The following is a 15549-nucleotide window of genomic DNA, read 5'->3' on the forward strand; positions in this document are numbered from 1 at the left end:
AAAAAAAGCGGCCCCAAGCCGCTTTTTTTGCTTACATATTTCTACGATACTGGCCGCCAACTTGATAAAGTGCATTGCTAATTTGTCCTAACGAACAAACTTTGCAAACTTCCATCAATTGTTCGAAGATATTCTCTCCGCTGACAGCAGACTTCTGCAATTCCCTTAACATATTCGAAGCACTACTTTCGTTTCTTTTATGAAAAGCATTTAGCGCTGAAATTTGAAACTGTTTTTCTTCTTCAGTCGCTCTTATTACTTCTCCCGGTATAATTGTAGGTGAGCCATTTTTATTCAAAAACGTATTCACACCTACGATTGGGAATTCACCAGTATGCTTTAATGTTTCATAATACAAACTTTCTTCCTGTATTTTGCCACGTTGGTACATTGTTTCCATAGCTCCAAGTACACCTCCGCGGTCGTTGATGCGTTTAAACTCCGCAAGTACTGCTTCTTCTACTAAATCAGTTAATTCTTCAATGATAAAAGCGCCCTGCAGTGGATTTTCGTTTTTGGCAAGGCCTAATTCTCTATTAATGATCAATTGGATGGCCATCGCTCTGCGTACCGATTCTTCCGTTGGCGTGGTTATGGCCTCATCATAGGCGTTGGTATGCAACGAATTACAATTGTCGTAGATGGCGTATAGTGCCTGTAAAGTAGTGCGGATATCGTTAAAATCGATTTCTTGTGCATGCAATGATCGTCCTGAAGTTTGGATATGATACTTTAATTTCTGCGAGCGATCGTTTCCTTTATACTTATTTTTGATTGCTTTTGCCCAAATCCTACGAGCTACACGACCAATAACGGCGTATTCCGGGTCAATTCCGTTGCTAAAGAAAAAAGATAAATTAGGTGCAAAATCATCGATATGCATGCCTCTACTCAAATAGTATTCTACAAATGTAAAACCATTACTCAAAGTAAATGCTAACTGAGAAATCGGATTAGCACCTGCTTCTGCAATATGATAACCAGAAATAGATACAGAATAGAAATTTCGAACCTTTTCAGTGATAAAATACTGTTGAATATCGCCCATCATCCTCAGTGCGAATTCAGTAGAAAAGATGCAAGTGTTTTGCGCTTGGTCTTCTTTTAAAATATCAGCCTGTACTGTGCCCCTCACTGAGCTGATTGCTTTTGCTTTAATCTGCCGATAAATGTCGTTTGGCAAAACCTGATCGCCCGTTACTCCAAGCAACATCAGACCTAAACCATTATTTCCTTCCGGTAAATTGCCATTGTATCTAGGCCTGGTCAATCCTTTTTTAGCGAAAATATCATTGATTTTAGCTTCAACTTCAGCTTGCATTCCATTTTCCAAGATATATTTTTCACATTGTTGGTCAATTGCAGCGTTCATAAAAAAGCCTAATAACATAGGAGCAGGCCCATTTATCGTCATAGAAACGGAAGTACTTGGGGCGCATAAATCGAACCCGGAGTATAATTTCTTTGCATCATCGAGTGTAGCTATGCTCACCCCTGAATTTCCTATTTTCCCATAGATGTCTGGTCGGGTATGTGGATCTTCTCCATATAAAGTTACCGAGTCAAATGCAGTTGACAAACGATGAGCAGGTTGACCTAAAGAAACGTAGTGAAAACGCTTATTGGTTCGTTCTGGTCCACCTTCCCCAGCGAACATTCTTGTTGGATCTTCACCATCTCGTTTCAACGGAAACACACCAGCAGCATAGGGGAATTCACCAGGTAAATTTTCGGTTAGTAGCCATTTCAAGATATCTCCCCAATCTTTATATCTAGGAAGCGCAACTTTAGGTATCCTTAATTTAGAGAGCGATTCATAGAATAAAGGTTGCTTAATTTCCTTATCTCTAACTTTATAAATGAAATTATCTTGCTGATATTGATGTTTTGTATCAGGCCATTCCCTTAACAGTCTTCTACAATTTCCGTCCAATTGCTCTTCATAGTAGGTATATACTTCTTGGAGATTGCCATCGATCGTAGGAATTTTGGAATTGCCTTCATTTAACAGATTGATTACACCTTGTAACTGATACATTTTACGTGCGATAGTTACCTGTTGAGCAACCCAATCATTATATTGTTCGCTTGCTTCAGCAATTTCGGATAGATATCTGGTTCGGTCAGGTGGTATAATGTATATTTTTTCAGATTGTTCGGATGTCATTTCCATTTTTGCTGAAAAATCTACTCCAGTTTTCTCTTTGATTTTGTCAACTAAAGCAACAAATAAATTATTGGTTCCAGGATCGTTAAATTGCGATGCCATTGTCCCGTAAACCGGAATTTCTTCATCTTTGGCATCGAAAATATTGTGGTTTCGTTTGTATTGCTTCCTCACGTCACGTAGTGCATCTAAAGCGCCACGTTTATCGAATTTATTGATGGCTACTAAATCGGCAAAATCTAGCATATCTATTTTTTCCAATTGTGTAGCAGCGCCAAACTCTGGCGTCATTACATATAAGGAAACATCGCAATGCTCGGTAATTTCAGTATCTGATTGGCCAATTCCAGAAGTTTCAACAATTACTAAATCAAATCCGGCTGCTTTACAGATATCGATGCTTTCTTGTACATTTTTAGATAGGGCCAAGTTTGCCTGTCTGGTAGCCAACGAACGCATGTAAACCCTCGGACTGTTGATGGCATTCATTCTAATTCTATCCCCCAGCAAAGCGCCGCCGGTTTTTCTTTTTGAAGGATCAACAGAGATAATTGCAATAGATTTGTTATCCACCTCGATTAGAAATCTTCTTACTAACTCATCCACTAATGATGACTTTCCGGCACCTCCCGTACCTGTAATGCCCAAAACTGGGGGATTGGAGGGCTGTTTTTTTCTCAGCGTTGCTAGCGAGCCTTCAAATGCTTCGGCATTATTTTCTGCTAAAGAGATAGCATTTGCGATCTTTCCGTTGTCTTCTTTTTTTAATGGATTTTCTAAGTCGAATTTACTTTTTTCTACAATTGCAAAGTCTGTTTTCTCAAGCATATCATTAATCATGCCTTGCAAACCCATCCTTCTTCCGTCATCTGGCGAATAGATCTTAGAGATGCCGTAACTTTCCAGTTCCTCAATTTCATTTGGTAAAATTACACCACCGCCACCGCCAAATATTTTGATATGATTTGCACCTCGTTCTTGCAATAAATCAAACATATATTTAAAATACTCGATGTGTCCGCCCTGATAAGATGTCATCGCAATGCCTTGAACATCTTCCTGTATAGCACAATTTACAACTTCTTCAACCGAACGGTTATGACCTAAATGGATAACTTCTGCACCGCTAGATTGTAAAATTCTACGCATGATATTGATCGTAGCATCGTGACCGTCGAAAAGCGCAGCGGCAGTTACAAATCTTATTTTATGTTTAGGTTGATAGATTTCAATTTTATCCATAACGATAAATCCCGATATAATTTTTTGCTAATATTTGGTAATTGATACGTACCAAAGGTAAGATTTTTGGTAGGTGAAACGTTAAGATTTGGGAGTAAAAATGTTGTAGTAAATTTGAAGATTTGATATCAAAATAGCATTAATAATAAAAAAACCCTCAATTCTTAGTGTAGAAATGAGGGTTAGATTATTAAAATTTTAAAGCTTATTTAAGTAGATCAGTTATTACTTTGCCTATGCTACCACTTGGTTGCTGTATATGCAATAAGGCAGAAACGGTAGGGGCGATATCGGACATGTAATACTCCTTGTTGGTTTTGCCGGGCTTAATACCCCAACCCATAAAAAGTGCTGGGATGTGACTATCATAAGGATTCCAAGCTGCATGCCCGGTACCTGGACTTAACGTTGGATACCAGCCAGCATCTAGGATGATGTATACGTCGCCACTTCTGCGAGCGTTATAGCCATTAATTATTTTGTTTTTAATTTCTTGAGGAAGGGTTACTGCTCCCATATTTTTAACATCTACAGCATTTAACACACCATCTTGTTTCACTAGATAATCAATTGTGGATTGTTTGATTTTAGCATAATCTGCCTTAGCTTCCTTTATCGCGTCAGTATCAAAAATCACTTGGTTATTAATGATGGTGAAGATGACATCCTTTACTTTAAATTCACTGTAGATTAAACTATCCAAATCAGCTTTGAATTTTTTGGTAGCTAAACCTCCGCCTGGCATTTTATTTTCTTTAGAAAAGCCCGGCACATGAGTTGCGCCGTGGTCTGCAGTTAAGAATAACAAATAGTTTCCTTTGCCGATGGTTTTGTCCAAATAGTTGAAAAAATCTTCCAAGTCTTTGTCTAATCTCAAATAAGTATCTTCTAGTTCAATAGAATTCGGCCCAAATTGGTGACCTACATAATCGGTTGAAGATAAACTTACTGCTAAGAAATCTGTATTTCCAGTTTGTCCGAGTTTTTCGGCAGGTATGGCAGCTTTGGCAAATTCTAAAGTAAAGCTGTTGCCCTGTGGCATGCTTGCCATCATCGAATAGTTTTTATTGGCGTATTGTTTAAATAAATGAGGAAAGCTTGAGGTTTTTTCACCTTTGAAAGTACGCTCATAAGGTTTTGCATCAGCAGTACTTTCCGTATAAGTTTCAATTGGATATAACGTGTTCCAATCTTGTTCAAAATATTTATTCGGAAGTCTTTGCGCATTAAAATCATTCACCCAAGCAGGCAACTGTTGCATGTAGTGTGTACTTGAAATAAAACTTCCAGTCATGTCATCGTACCAGTAAGCACCATTTGCCGTATGTCCGCCAGGAAGTATTGCGCCCCGGTCTTTTATCGAAACACTAATTACTTTACTTCTGAAGTTGGTTGCCATCCTAAGTTCATCTGTTACTGTTGTTACAAGTAAGTTTTTTGGCGACATTAACCCTTCATTACTGGAACTTCCAACGGTTTTAACGCTTTTATCCTCTACACAATAAACATCCCTGCCCAATTGGGGATCAAACCAGTTATTGCCAATAATTCCGTTAATAGCTGGTACTGAACCCGTATAAACTGAAGAGTGTCCACAGGCAGTTAAAGTTGGCGTATATGGAATTAAAGTGTTCTCTGCAGAAAAACCTTCGTTGATTAAGCGTTTAAAGCCACCGTTACCGTATCTGGCATAAAAACGGTACAAATAATCCCAACGCATTTGGTCTACGACCATACCCACCACCAACTTAGGGCGAGCTACTGTTTGGGGAAATGATGAAGGTTGAACTTTAGGCTGTTTTTTTTGAGCCGATGCGCTACTTTGGAAAAAAACTACTAAAGAAATGCAGAAAAGTTTAAATTTCATTTATAAAATTGATGTTTTTGTAAAGGTATTAAAACGATGTTAAGTTATTTGATGCCTTTTGTAAAGATTTTATATAATTTCAGCTACTACAAATGTACTTCCTCCTATAAAAATGAGGTCATTTTCCTCAGCTGATTTTTTTGCAGCTTCTAATGCATCCGTCACAGTGTTAAAGATTTCACCTCGGAGTTGATATTGACTGGCTTGCTGTTTCAGTTCCTCTACAGGTAGGGCCCTTTCTAAATTTGGCTGGCAAAAGTAATAATTTGCGTTGGCTGGCAATAAGGCCAGTACAGCACTGATATCTTTATCTTTTACCATTCCAATCACCATGTGTAGATTTTGATGTGGCGTTTGTTTGATGTTTTCTACTACTTCGGCTATTCCAGCTTTGTTATGTCCAGTGTCACAAATAGTAAGCGGTTTTTTAGCAATTGTTTGCCATCTACCTTGTAGTCCAGTAAGTTTTTTTACATTTTTTAAGGCATCAAATATTTCTTCGTCAGATAAGTGATAACCTAATTTTCTAAGCTGCAATGTAGCTTCAATTACCGTTACTATATTTTTTAACTGATACCCGCCAGTTAGATCTAGAGCTAAATTTTTGAAAAGGGTTTGATCTTTCTGTACAACATCTACTTTTAAATTATCTGCATTCTTAGCAATATTGGTTACGATTAAATCATCTTGTGCAAAAATCAAATTTGCGTTTTGTTCGGCTGCTTTTTTAATGAATACTGCATCTGTTTCTGGATGATGTTCGCCGACGATTACAGGAGTGTTGTTTTTAATGATGCCTGCTTTTTCAAAGGCGATCTCAGCGTAAGTATTGCCCAGCATATTGGTATGGTCTAGGCTGATGTTGGTAATTACCGATAGGTCTGGCTGGATGATGTTTGTAGAATCCAAACGGCCACCTAAACCTACTTCAATGATGGCTATATCCACTTGTTGTTGCTCAAAGTAGGAGAAAGCCATGGCAACGGTAACTTCGAAAAATGACGGCTCAATAGATGCTATTAACGTTTGATGTTCTTTGACAAACTTGGTTACAAAACTTTTAGAAACCATTTTTCCATTTACTCGGATACGTTCCCTAAAATCCTTCAAATGTGGCGAGGTGTATAGGCCAGTTTTGTAACCCGCTTTTTGAAAAATGGCAGCCAACATATGGGACGTTGAACCTTTTCCATTTGTTCCACCAACGTGAATGGTTTTGTATTTATTTTGAGGGTTGTTTAAGGCATTGCAAAACGCAATGGTGTTAGTTAAATCTTTTTTGAAAGCCGATGCGCCAATGCGAGTAAACATTGGAAGGCGGCTATAGAGATAATCTACCGTTTGTGGGTAAGTCATTTTATAGAAATTATATAACCACCTTAGTAAAACCTGATTATAATTGGCCTACTTTCCATTAGGTGCTTTAAATATTACGCTATTTCACTATAAATTTAAAAGGCACGTAAAATATACGAATATCCGGTCCTTTAGCGATTGCATTTAATGAAGCGTTAAGCATGGCTCTTTCACATTTATCTTCTAAAGCGGCGTTTCTGAATGTGGTTCCTTTTGCGCCTGCGGTAGCTCGTACGATTCTGCCAGATTTATTCACTTCAATCTTCACCATTATTGTGCCTCTTTCCTGACCATCATCATCAGGAGCAACTAGGTTTTTGAAGTTGCTTAAAGGCAGCGGTTTATTACCAAACCCTGAACCACCATCACCATAAAATGGCGCTAATGGGTCACCACCTGGATCACCTTGATTACCCGGAGTAGTACCTGTTCCATCGCCGCCGCCAGTGGCATTGTTTTTATTGCCTTTGTACAACGCATTTGGATTAATCGCGGGTTGTTCAGTTTTGCTATCCTGAGTATTACTAGGATTAGCATTGCTCTTGGTTGCTTTTGTGTTGACACTTACTGCATCCTCGTTATCTTGGGTAGTGAGATTTTGATCACTTAATTGTGATTGTGTGCTTTTAGTGGTGGGATCCGGAGTAACTTGATCAGGCTTTTTACCGTTAGCATCGGGAGCCATAGAAGTTTCTTCTACGTTGGTATAATCCGTGCCCATTCCTTCTACAGAGGTACCGTAGTTCACAACCATACCACCCATTCCGTATTCTTCGTTAGGCTCAAATTTTCCAATAATCCAAATGAAGCTGAGAACGATAAACGCGGCCATGATGCCGGTAGATATCGCCAAAGCTTTTGGATAATTGTTATCTTCTTTATGGTTTTGTGCCATGCTTTACTTCTTTTGCTCAACGGCTAAAACAACTTTCAATTTCAATTTGTTGGCCACATCAAAAACCTTCATGGTGTTTTCAATTGACACTCCTCTGGCGACGTATAAAACAATAGTTAAATCAGTATTTTCCTGAATTGAGCTTTGAATTTTAGCTTCCATAGCCTCCAGCGTTACCGGTTGCTTATCTACAAAGTAATTCAAATTATCATCAATGCTAACTGTGATGGATTTTTGATTGTTAGCCTGCTGACCAGATGAAGAACGAGGCAAAAGTAATTTAACCACTTGCGGATTTACCACAGCAGAAGCCAAAAGGAAAAACAGCATCAAGAAAAACATGATGTCGTTTAACGCAGCGGTGTGTACCTCTACATTACCTTTCTTTCTGTTTTTTAAATTCATTATTTTCCTGGTTCTTCTAATAGATCAATAAATTCAATTGCTTCAGTTTCCATTTTAAGGATGATTTTTTCAACCATCATATTTAAAATATGATAAAGCACGTAAGCCATGATACCGATAATTAATCCAGTAGCTGAAGTAATCATCTTGGTGTAAAGACCATCGGAAATAGTTCCAATTTCAATAGCTCCTTCGGCCGCCACTCGTTGGAAAATAGTGATTACACCAATAATAGTACCGACGAAGCCTAACATTGGCGCAATACCAGCAATAATTCCTAGGATACCGATGTTTTTCTCCAATTTTGCTACTTCTAGTTTGCCGGTGTTTTCAATTGCACCTTCAATATCTTTAATAGGTCGGCCGATACGTTTCAAACCTTTTTCCAACATACGGGCGAGGGGAGAAGTGGTATTTCTGCATAAAGCGATTGCATTTTCCAATCGGCCATCCTGCACATTTTGTTTCACTTGAAATAATAAGTTCGTATCGCTTTTTGACGCTTTGCGGATAGTTAAATATCTTTCAATAAATATGACTAAACCCAAGAAAGCGAGGAGTGCTAGAGGGATCATTACCCAGCCACCTCTAAACAGCAGATCGATGAAATGTATTTCCTGTTGTGTTTTTACAGCGGTAGTGGTAACAGTTTGCGCCGTGTCAATTAAATTTTGAGCGGTGTCCTGTAAGTTGGCTTGTAGTAATATCATTGTGTGTTAATTGTTTTTGATTTTTTGTACGTAGATTTTTTGGTTTTTAAGCTGCTTACGTAGTCTTGTAACGTTTTTTTCAGCAGAATCTATATTGTTGTAAGATGCTATACTGATTTTTTTATAGATTTTACCTGGCATGTTGGCTACCTTGGCTTCAAAGCCTTTGCTTTTCATATAAGCAATGTACTCTTGTACTTCCGATTCTTTTGCAAATGCAGCGGAAATAATATCGTAGGTGACTTTTGGAGCAACCTCAGTTTTAGTTGTAGTAACTGCAAGCGTATCTTTTGCAGGTTCTACCTTTAATCCAGCTTTTTCGGCGCTTTTCATTATGCTATCAGCAAAGCTTAATGAATCTTGCTGATTTTTCAAGTTATTTGGTTCTATAGGAATTGCGATTTTTTGATCAGGATCAGTATCGTTTTTCGAAAAACTGGAGAATAGCTCAGGTTTAAAAAAATAAATCGCTGTAGCTGCTAAAACTATGATGAGCAACGCAATCGCTAATTTAAGGTATAGCGGAGTTTTTGTTTTTTCCTCAATTTCGTTATCATCAGTTGTAGTACTGTCAAACTCTTGATCTCCTTCACTTTGTTGTTCATCACGATAGTCGCGAACTGCGTCAAAATCCCAATCTTTAGTGGTAGAGGTGAGTTTAATAGCATCATTATTGTGATTTGTCACGGGGCTTATGTCATTATGGACCTCGGCCGTATCAAATTTTTCCTCTTGGGTATCTTCTTCAACTATTACATTATCGCCGTCGAAGTCCCAATTCTCTTTTTCATCTACATCACCAGTAGCTTTAAATGATTTGAAATCTAATTCATTAATTTCCTCGAAAACTTCTTCTTCTTCAGGCTCCGTGTCCTTAATTTCAAGTTCCTTTAGTTGATTTTCAGTTTGATCAATTGTATTGTTATCATCCTCTTCGTCAAATTTATCTTCTTCAATTACTTGTGTAGTTAAAAGTGTTGATTCGTCTTTTTCAACAACTGATTCTATTTCCTCCGGATCAGTAATTTCTTCCTCTTCAGCAGGTACCATTTTCATCTCCTGCTCAAATTCAGGTACTTGAACTTGCTCTATTTCAGGTTCAGTTACTTCAGTATTAACGTCAATCGGCTGCTCAGGTTGTTCCATGTGAAGAGAAGTATCTTCCTTTTGTTCGGTAGTGTCGTTCTCTTCAATTTCTTGATTAACCTCAGCAACTACTGAAGGCAGCGCAAAAAATTCGAATCCAGTTTCAATTCCTTCATTTTGATAAAAAGTGATTGAACCATCTTCGTTTTTTTCAAGTTTCCCTAAATTTTCAAGCTGGAACTCGCCAGTTTCCAGCTTTTTAAGCACATCTGCAACAAATTGACTGATAAAGTACTTTGCAGCATCTGGTGAAATGCCTCTTTTACCATGGATAAATTCTACCAAGTTATATTCTTCCAATATATCTTGAGTAAAATTTAAATCGTAGCTGGGCGGTAAAAACGAATGCGTTTCAGCATCATACCGTCCAGGGATTTTCTTTTTATATAATGTACCCAAGCCTTCAATCCCAACTTGTTTGCGGGTTTTTAAAAGCTCTATGAGGTATTGTACTATATCCATTTGGGTAAAATTAAATATAAAAATTAACCTTTTAAAACGAATAGGTTAAGCCGCCAAAGATATTAAATCCATTCAGACGATAGTATAAAAATTTACTGTAATTGGTGTTTAAGATATTATTTGCTTTAGCAAAAGCAGAAAATTTATTGTTGATTTTGTAAGTTCCCCCAACGCCTAGGTCTACAAATCCTTTAACGTTCACGACACGCTCTTTTTCGAAATCAGGCACTGGAGGGTAATTCCCATCTGGATTTAAAGGATTAGCCAAAAATACCTTTGCTTTACTATCATCTTGGATAGCGACTGCAGCGTCAAAAGTGAATTTTTTGTCGATTACAAAGCTAAAGTTGGAGCTTAATCGAAGCTGGGGTTTGAAATAACTTTCTTGTTCTGCGCCAGCTTTATAGTTCTCCATGTTAAGCTTTCCAGTCCATTTTAGATTATCGCTAACTTGTACGCTCAATTCACCCTCTAGGCCAAGTATTTTTGTTTTGCCGAAATCGTAAATTACGTCAAACTTATTAAATGCGTTAAAATTGTTTACGAACAGTGCCATATCTGTAACCTCTCTGCTGTAAACTCTAGCTTTATAGCCAAATCCTGGTCCTCCGGTGCCTTTAATACCAGCACTAATGCTCAAATTCTCTACGCTGTTTTTAATTGTGATGTTGTTGTTTAAAAATGGATTTTCATCCGTTAAGTCTTTTAAGGTGTTTCTGTTTACATCACCTTTAACCTCTCCGAAAACTTGTAAAAAATCAGGTATCAATGTAAAATCTGCGGTTACCACCGGAAAAATTCTGGTACTTGACTTTGTGCCGAACTCTTGCACCAAATTAGCGCCCGCAACAATTTTAACGCCGCCAGCCTGCAGTTTTACATAGGGGTTAACCTTAAACAAATTATTAGAAATGTCGGTATTCAGGTCTTTGGTTTTACCAAGTTCAGCGGAAGTGGCCAATCCCAAATTAAACTTGCTTATTCTCTTGTTCAAATATCCAGTTAAAGTCAATGCACTTTCCTTTGCACTAAATCTGTCGTTGAACAAATAGCCGTTTACTTTTGCAGCATAGCTGAAAGCATCTGGATCCGGTGTGAACTTACTGATGGCTTCCCCTTCTAGTTCGAAGAAGTTAAGCAACTGTCGTTCTGGATCAGGATTTAGTGCTGGCTGGTCGTTATTAATGCCATAAAAGTACAAGCCATGGCGCTGGTAATTTACCTTCCCATTAAGTGTAGCCGTTTCACCAATGCTGCGTGCAAATACGCTGAGTTGTTGCTTGTTTTCGTTCTGCTTATTCAGTTTGCCCTGCTGACCGAAATGCCTGAAAAAAGCACCTGCCTGCAAAGCTGGATCTTGACCCATGCCAACATAGGCTTCGGCTAAAAATGTTCCTAAATTTCCAATGCCACCTTTTACATAGTTGTTGAATAATTCCGCTTTGCGTTCATCAGCAACCTTTTGGGCTTGTAGTTTTTGGATATCTGTATTTAGCTCCAGCTTTCTATCGCTTAATTGATAGTTAAACTTTGCTTTGTAAGTTTTGATGTTGTCCAAATCCGGACTTCTTCTCAATTTAACGGCTTCAGCCAAAACTGGCTTGTACGGTCTTATAATCTCAATTTCCTCACTAACAGTTTTTTCAGGAGGTTTCACTTCTTGTGCTTGCAACGCGAATGTACCAGTAGCAAATAAAAGCGTAAAATATGTGGTTTTTATTAATCTCATTGTTGATGTTCTTAGTTAATTTTCGCTAATTTTTCTTTTGCTGTAGGGACAATGTCATCATTCCCCTCGTAATTGTCGATGATACTCAACAGCGTACTTTTAGCTTGCATTTTATCTTTCAATGCCAAATAGTTATCAGCTAAAAGAATAAAAGATTTAGCCACCCAATAATCATAGGAAGGCATATTATTAATTAAATCGAAACAGGTTTTTTGAGACATTTTATAATCGCCTTTGGCATATTGTAAGGCAGCAATGTTGTATTTAGCCTCTGCAGCAGCCAAAGTTTTAGTTGCAGCTACCACTTTATTGAATGATTTTACTGCTGCCGTAGTATCAGCTTTTAGCAGAAATGCTTTGCCAGCATATAAATCAGAGCTGTTTTTTTCTTCCTCTGACGATTTTTCCGATGATTTAATGATTTCAGAATACTTCAAAATATCATCAGGCATGTTAAGTGCAGTGTATGCTTTAATTAAATTGTTGATGGCATAACTGTAATGTGCCTTATAATCCGCTGTAGTTTCCAAACGTTTTAGGTAAACGATCGCTTCGTTGTATTTTTTTTCGTCCATTAATACTTTAGATACACTCATTAGCGATCTTTCGGTATATTCACTGGTCCAGTCATTTAGGATGTAGTCATAATCTTGAATCGCTTCTGAAGAGCGACCAAGTTTTACTAGAGATTCGGCTCTGATGAACTTGGCTTCCTTATCGTGAATCGGTTTTGGAAATTTATCTAGGTAAGCATTGATTGCCTCATAGGCGCCTTTAGCATCTCCCCTTAAATAAATATTATTTGCCGCTTGGAACATGATGTTATCTTGTTCGCTTAAAGAATAATTTCCTAGAGGCGTTGTGGCAGCATAGCTGATAAAACCATTTGCGTCACCGCGATCAACATAAATGTTTTTAATTGATTCTAACGACTGCTTCGCTTCCGGTGCGCTTGGGTAATCTCTGATAACTTTTTTGAAAGATTCAAGCGCAGCATCATCCTGGTCCTGATTGTACTGTACAAGCCCGATAGTCATTAATGCTTTTGGCACGTAGCTACTGCGAGGATATTTTGCTACCAAGCCTACCAAATCAGTTTTAGATTTTTCTAGCTCACCTTTATTGAAGTAAGTGTAAGCCATCTCAAAACCAGCATCATCTGAGTAGTTGGAATTAGGGAACTGTTGCAGCAAACTTTGCATCGTCGCAATTTTTGCATCATCTTGTTTTTGCAAGCCTTGAATCATTCCTCGTTGGAAAAGCGCATAATCTTCTCCAGTTTGTCTATTTGCAATGATCCGATTATAATAGGTTAGCGCATCACCGTAATTTTTGTTTACGAAGTAAGCGTCGGCTAAACGTAAAGTAGCGTCGTTTACCGTTTTAGCATCTTTATCGTTACCCCTTAAAAACCTTTCAAAATAAGTTGCCGATTTCGCATATTTTTCATCCTCGAAGGCGGCATAACCTAGTGCGTAATTCGCATAATTGTAAACTTCTGTTTTTTTAGCTTCAGGTAATGCTAAGAAAGTCTCAAATGTTTTCACCGCCTCGCCATATTTACGTAGCTCATAAGCGGCTTCGCCTTTCCAGTAAATGCTCAGTGCATAAATCTCGCCGTCCTCTGGAAAATTGCCAGACCTTAAAAACATAGATAAGGCGTTAGGAAATGCTCGTTCATTATAAAATTCTAACCCTCTGAAATAGGTTACCTTTTGATAAGCGGCTTTAGCCTCTGGCGTTTTGTTGGGTATAGGCTCCAAAATATCAATGGCCGCTTGATAATTTTTACTGGTTAGCAAAATTTCTCCAAGCAATGTTTTTGCCTCATTAATCTTTTTAGAGTTTGGAAACGTTTTAAGGAAGTTTTGAGTTGATTCCAGCGCTTGTTGATTAAATTCTAGTTCATAACTTAACTTTGCATAGTTAATCCAAGCTTCCTCTTGCATTACCTTGTCAAAATCTAATCTGGAGGCACGGAAAAATGCGTTTCTTGCTTTTTCTTTTTGGTTTAATTTAATAGCTGATTTAGCTAGCGTGAACATACCATTTTGCAAGTAAACATCATCTGTGTTTAATTTTTCAAGAATGGTTACCGACTCTTTGTACTTCCCATTCTGATACAAGGCATAACCATATTGGTAGATAAATAAATTGTTTTTGATCTGGTTTTTGTCTTTGTCATAATAAAGACTGAAATACTTTTCTGCACTTTTGAATTCAGATTTGGCAAAATAAGAAGCTGCTACCAAGCTTAGCATTTCTGCCTCATATTTTTGCTTGGTTTTTTCCATCACCGGAATAGCGTAATCAATTACATCATCATAACGCTCATCCAGGTAATACATCGAAGTAATGTAGTAGGGATAGCTAGCTTCGTAGGTAGGGGAGCCTTTTAGCTTTTCGAAATTTGCTAACGCAGTTTTGTATTCTCTATTTAAATAGTTGATGTATGCGAAATAGTAGGTAGCACTTTCCTGAAATGGCGATTCTACTTTTTTAACGGCTTCAAATAATGGTTCTGCCTTTTCGATGTTATTTTGTTCGAAATAGGCGTAGCCTTGTTTAAACTGGTATTCTAACCTTTGCTTACCTGATAACGAAGATGGATCAGCTTGGTTGAACCATTCTAAAGCTTTTACATAGTTTTTTTGTCCAAAGTAGGCTTTACCCATGTAAAAGTAAGCTAGTTTGGTATTTGGATTTAAGGGATATTCTCTGATAAATTCTTGGAAGAGTGCTTCGGCATCATCATTTCCTAATTCGATGGCACAAACTGCTGCATAAAATTTAGCATTTTCCTTAAGTGTGGATAGTTCAGCGTTGCTGAGTTGCTGGGTGCTAGTTTTATTACGGTATTGTTCTACCATCTTAAACTGTTGCGCAGCTGCCACAAATTTCTCGTTATGCAGCAATTCTAAGCCGCTTTGGTAATTTTGGTTCAACTTTACCAACGGACTCATTTGTGCAAATCCGTAGCTATTGGCCAAAAGTAGGGGAACCAATAAGTATCTTTTTTTCATTTGTGTATTTTCTGTTAAGTAGCTTTATTATAGCTTTTAAAAAGCAATCCAAATTACTGCCGTTTTGCACTAACTTTAATTTGGGTTGATACTAAAATAGAGTTATTGAACTTAGCTATCAACATAAGAAATTAACATCTGTTGATAACACACATTTAACGAAATGAGTATGAGCTTGGTATAGACGTATAAAAGTTTTTAACAGTGATGCTGTCGAGCTAAAGATAAGCTAATTACTGCAGCTTTCTATTGTTTTTTCTAAGAATACCCCAGTACTTGCTTTCATTGTAATTCCAACTGGCAAAGCCAGTACCTAAGATGATTAGAATTGCAAGTACAAGAATATTTAATGCTACGCTGAATAAGTGTGTGAAAGTAAAAAAAGCATAAGCAGTATCACCGATAATGAAATAGTTGACTAAATCGATCAATATGGCAAGAGGCAGCACCACATTGAGGAACATTTTTTTTGCATGTGTTTTCCAGCTCCAGATTTTCCGTCTTTCTGTCCAATAATTAACGAATTTTTCCTCTTGAGCATTCATGT

At 37.7% G+C, this 15549-nt stretch carries 10 protein-coding genes; all 10 read right to left on the reverse strand.

The genetic code is table 11. From position 1 onward, the window contains the following. Positions 1-31 precede the first annotated feature (31 nt). The 10 genes from ACY2A0_RS13730 to ACY2A0_RS13775 all read right to left on the reverse strand — a co-directional run bounded on the left by ACY2A0_RS13730 (position 32) and on the right by ACY2A0_RS13775 (position 15547). Positions 32-3409: a methylmalonyl-CoA mutase family protein gene (locus ACY2A0_RS13730; protein ID WP_461790045.1), complete on the reverse strand. Its 3378-nt coding sequence runs from the start codon at positions 3407-3409 to the stop codon at positions 32-34. A gap of 205 nt (positions 3410-3614) precedes the next feature. After that, entirely contained in the window at positions 3615-5276 is a 1662-nt protein-coding gene (pafA, locus tag ACY2A0_RS13735) for an alkaline phosphatase PafA (protein WP_461790046.1), read from the reverse strand. 69 nt (positions 5277-5345) lie between these two features. Further along, a complete protein-coding gene (locus tag ACY2A0_RS13740; protein WP_461790047.1) occupies positions 5346-6632 on the reverse strand; it encodes a bifunctional folylpolyglutamate synthase/dihydrofolate synthase in 1287 nt (428 codons plus the stop codon). A 79-nt stretch (positions 6633-6711) separates the two neighbouring features. Continuing rightward, positions 6712-7527, reverse strand: coding sequence for an energy transducer TonB (locus ACY2A0_RS13745; protein WP_461790048.1), 816 nt, complete (start codon positions 7525-7527; stop codon positions 6712-6714). Positions 7528-7530: 3 nt separating this feature from the next. Then, entirely contained in the window at positions 7531-7932 is a 402-nt protein-coding gene (locus tag ACY2A0_RS13750) for an ExbD/TolR family protein (RefSeq protein WP_461790049.1), read from the reverse strand. After that, positions 7932-8642 (reverse strand): MotA/TolQ/ExbB proton channel family protein, encoded by a 711-nt coding sequence (locus ACY2A0_RS13755; protein ID WP_461790050.1) that lies wholly within the window; start codon positions 8640-8642, stop codon positions 7932-7934. Before ACY2A0_RS13755 ends, ACY2A0_RS13750 begins: the two co-directional genes overlap by 1 nt. A 6-nt stretch (positions 8643-8648) precedes the next feature. Further along, entirely contained in the window at positions 8649-10250 is a 1602-nt protein-coding gene (locus ACY2A0_RS13760; protein ID WP_461790051.1) for a hypothetical protein, read from the reverse strand. A 31-nt stretch (positions 10251-10281) separates the two neighbouring features. Next, a complete protein-coding gene (locus ACY2A0_RS13765; RefSeq protein WP_461790052.1) occupies positions 10282-11979 on the reverse strand; it encodes a TonB-dependent receptor in 1698 nt (565 codons plus the stop codon). Positions 11980-11990: 11 nt separating this feature from the next. Beyond that, positions 11991-15002, reverse strand: coding sequence for a tetratricopeptide repeat protein (locus ACY2A0_RS13770; protein WP_461790053.1), 3012 nt, complete (start codon positions 15000-15002; stop codon positions 11991-11993). Positions 15003-15235: 233 nt separating this feature from the next. Next, on the reverse strand, positions 15236-15547 hold the full coding sequence (locus ACY2A0_RS13775) for a hypothetical protein (RefSeq protein ID WP_461790054.1): 312 nt from the start codon (positions 15545-15547) through the stop codon (positions 15236-15238). Between the last annotated feature and the right edge of the window lie 2 nt (positions 15548-15549).

It is taken from the genome of Pedobacter sp., assembly GCF_965249885.1.
GTDB lineage: Bacteria > Bacteroidota > Bacteroidia > Sphingobacteriales > Sphingobacteriaceae > Pedobacter.

Excerpts from the sequence above, each read along its gene's own strand:
- ACY2A0_RS13730 (WP_461790045.1), bottom strand. The coding sequence starts at position 3,409 with ATGGATAAAATTGAAATCTATCAACCTAAACATAAAATAAGATTTGTA.
- pafA (WP_461790046.1), bottom strand. The coding sequence starts at position 5,276 with ATGAAATTTAAACTTTTCTGCATTTCTTTAGTAGTTTTTTTCCAAAGT.
- ACY2A0_RS13740 (WP_461790047.1), bottom strand. The coding sequence starts at position 6,632 with ATGACTTACCCACAAACGGTAGATTATCTCTATAGCCGCCTTCCAATG.
- ACY2A0_RS13745 (WP_461790048.1), bottom strand. The coding sequence starts at position 7,527 with ATGGCACAAAACCATAAAGAAGATAACAATTATCCAAAAGCTTTGGCG.
- ACY2A0_RS13750 (WP_461790049.1), bottom strand. The coding sequence starts at position 7,932 with ATGAATTTAAAAAACAGAAAGAAAGGTAATGTAGAGGTACACACCGCT.
- ACY2A0_RS13755 (WP_461790050.1), bottom strand. The coding sequence starts at position 8,642 with ATGATATTACTACAAGCCAACTTACAGGACACCGCTCAAAATTTAATT.
- ACY2A0_RS13760 (WP_461790051.1), bottom strand. The coding sequence starts at position 10,250 with ATGGATATAGTACAATACCTCATAGAGCTTTTAAAAACCCGCAAACAA.
- ACY2A0_RS13765 (WP_461790052.1), bottom strand. The coding sequence starts at position 11,979 with ATGAGATTAATAAAAACCACATATTTTACGCTTTTATTTGCTACTGGT.
- ACY2A0_RS13770 (WP_461790053.1), bottom strand. The coding sequence starts at position 15,002 with ATGAAAAAAAGATACTTATTGGTTCCCCTACTTTTGGCCAATAGCTAC.
- ACY2A0_RS13775 (WP_461790054.1), bottom strand. The coding sequence starts at position 15,547 with ATGAATGCTCAAGAGGAAAAATTCGTTAATTATTGGACAGAAAGACGG.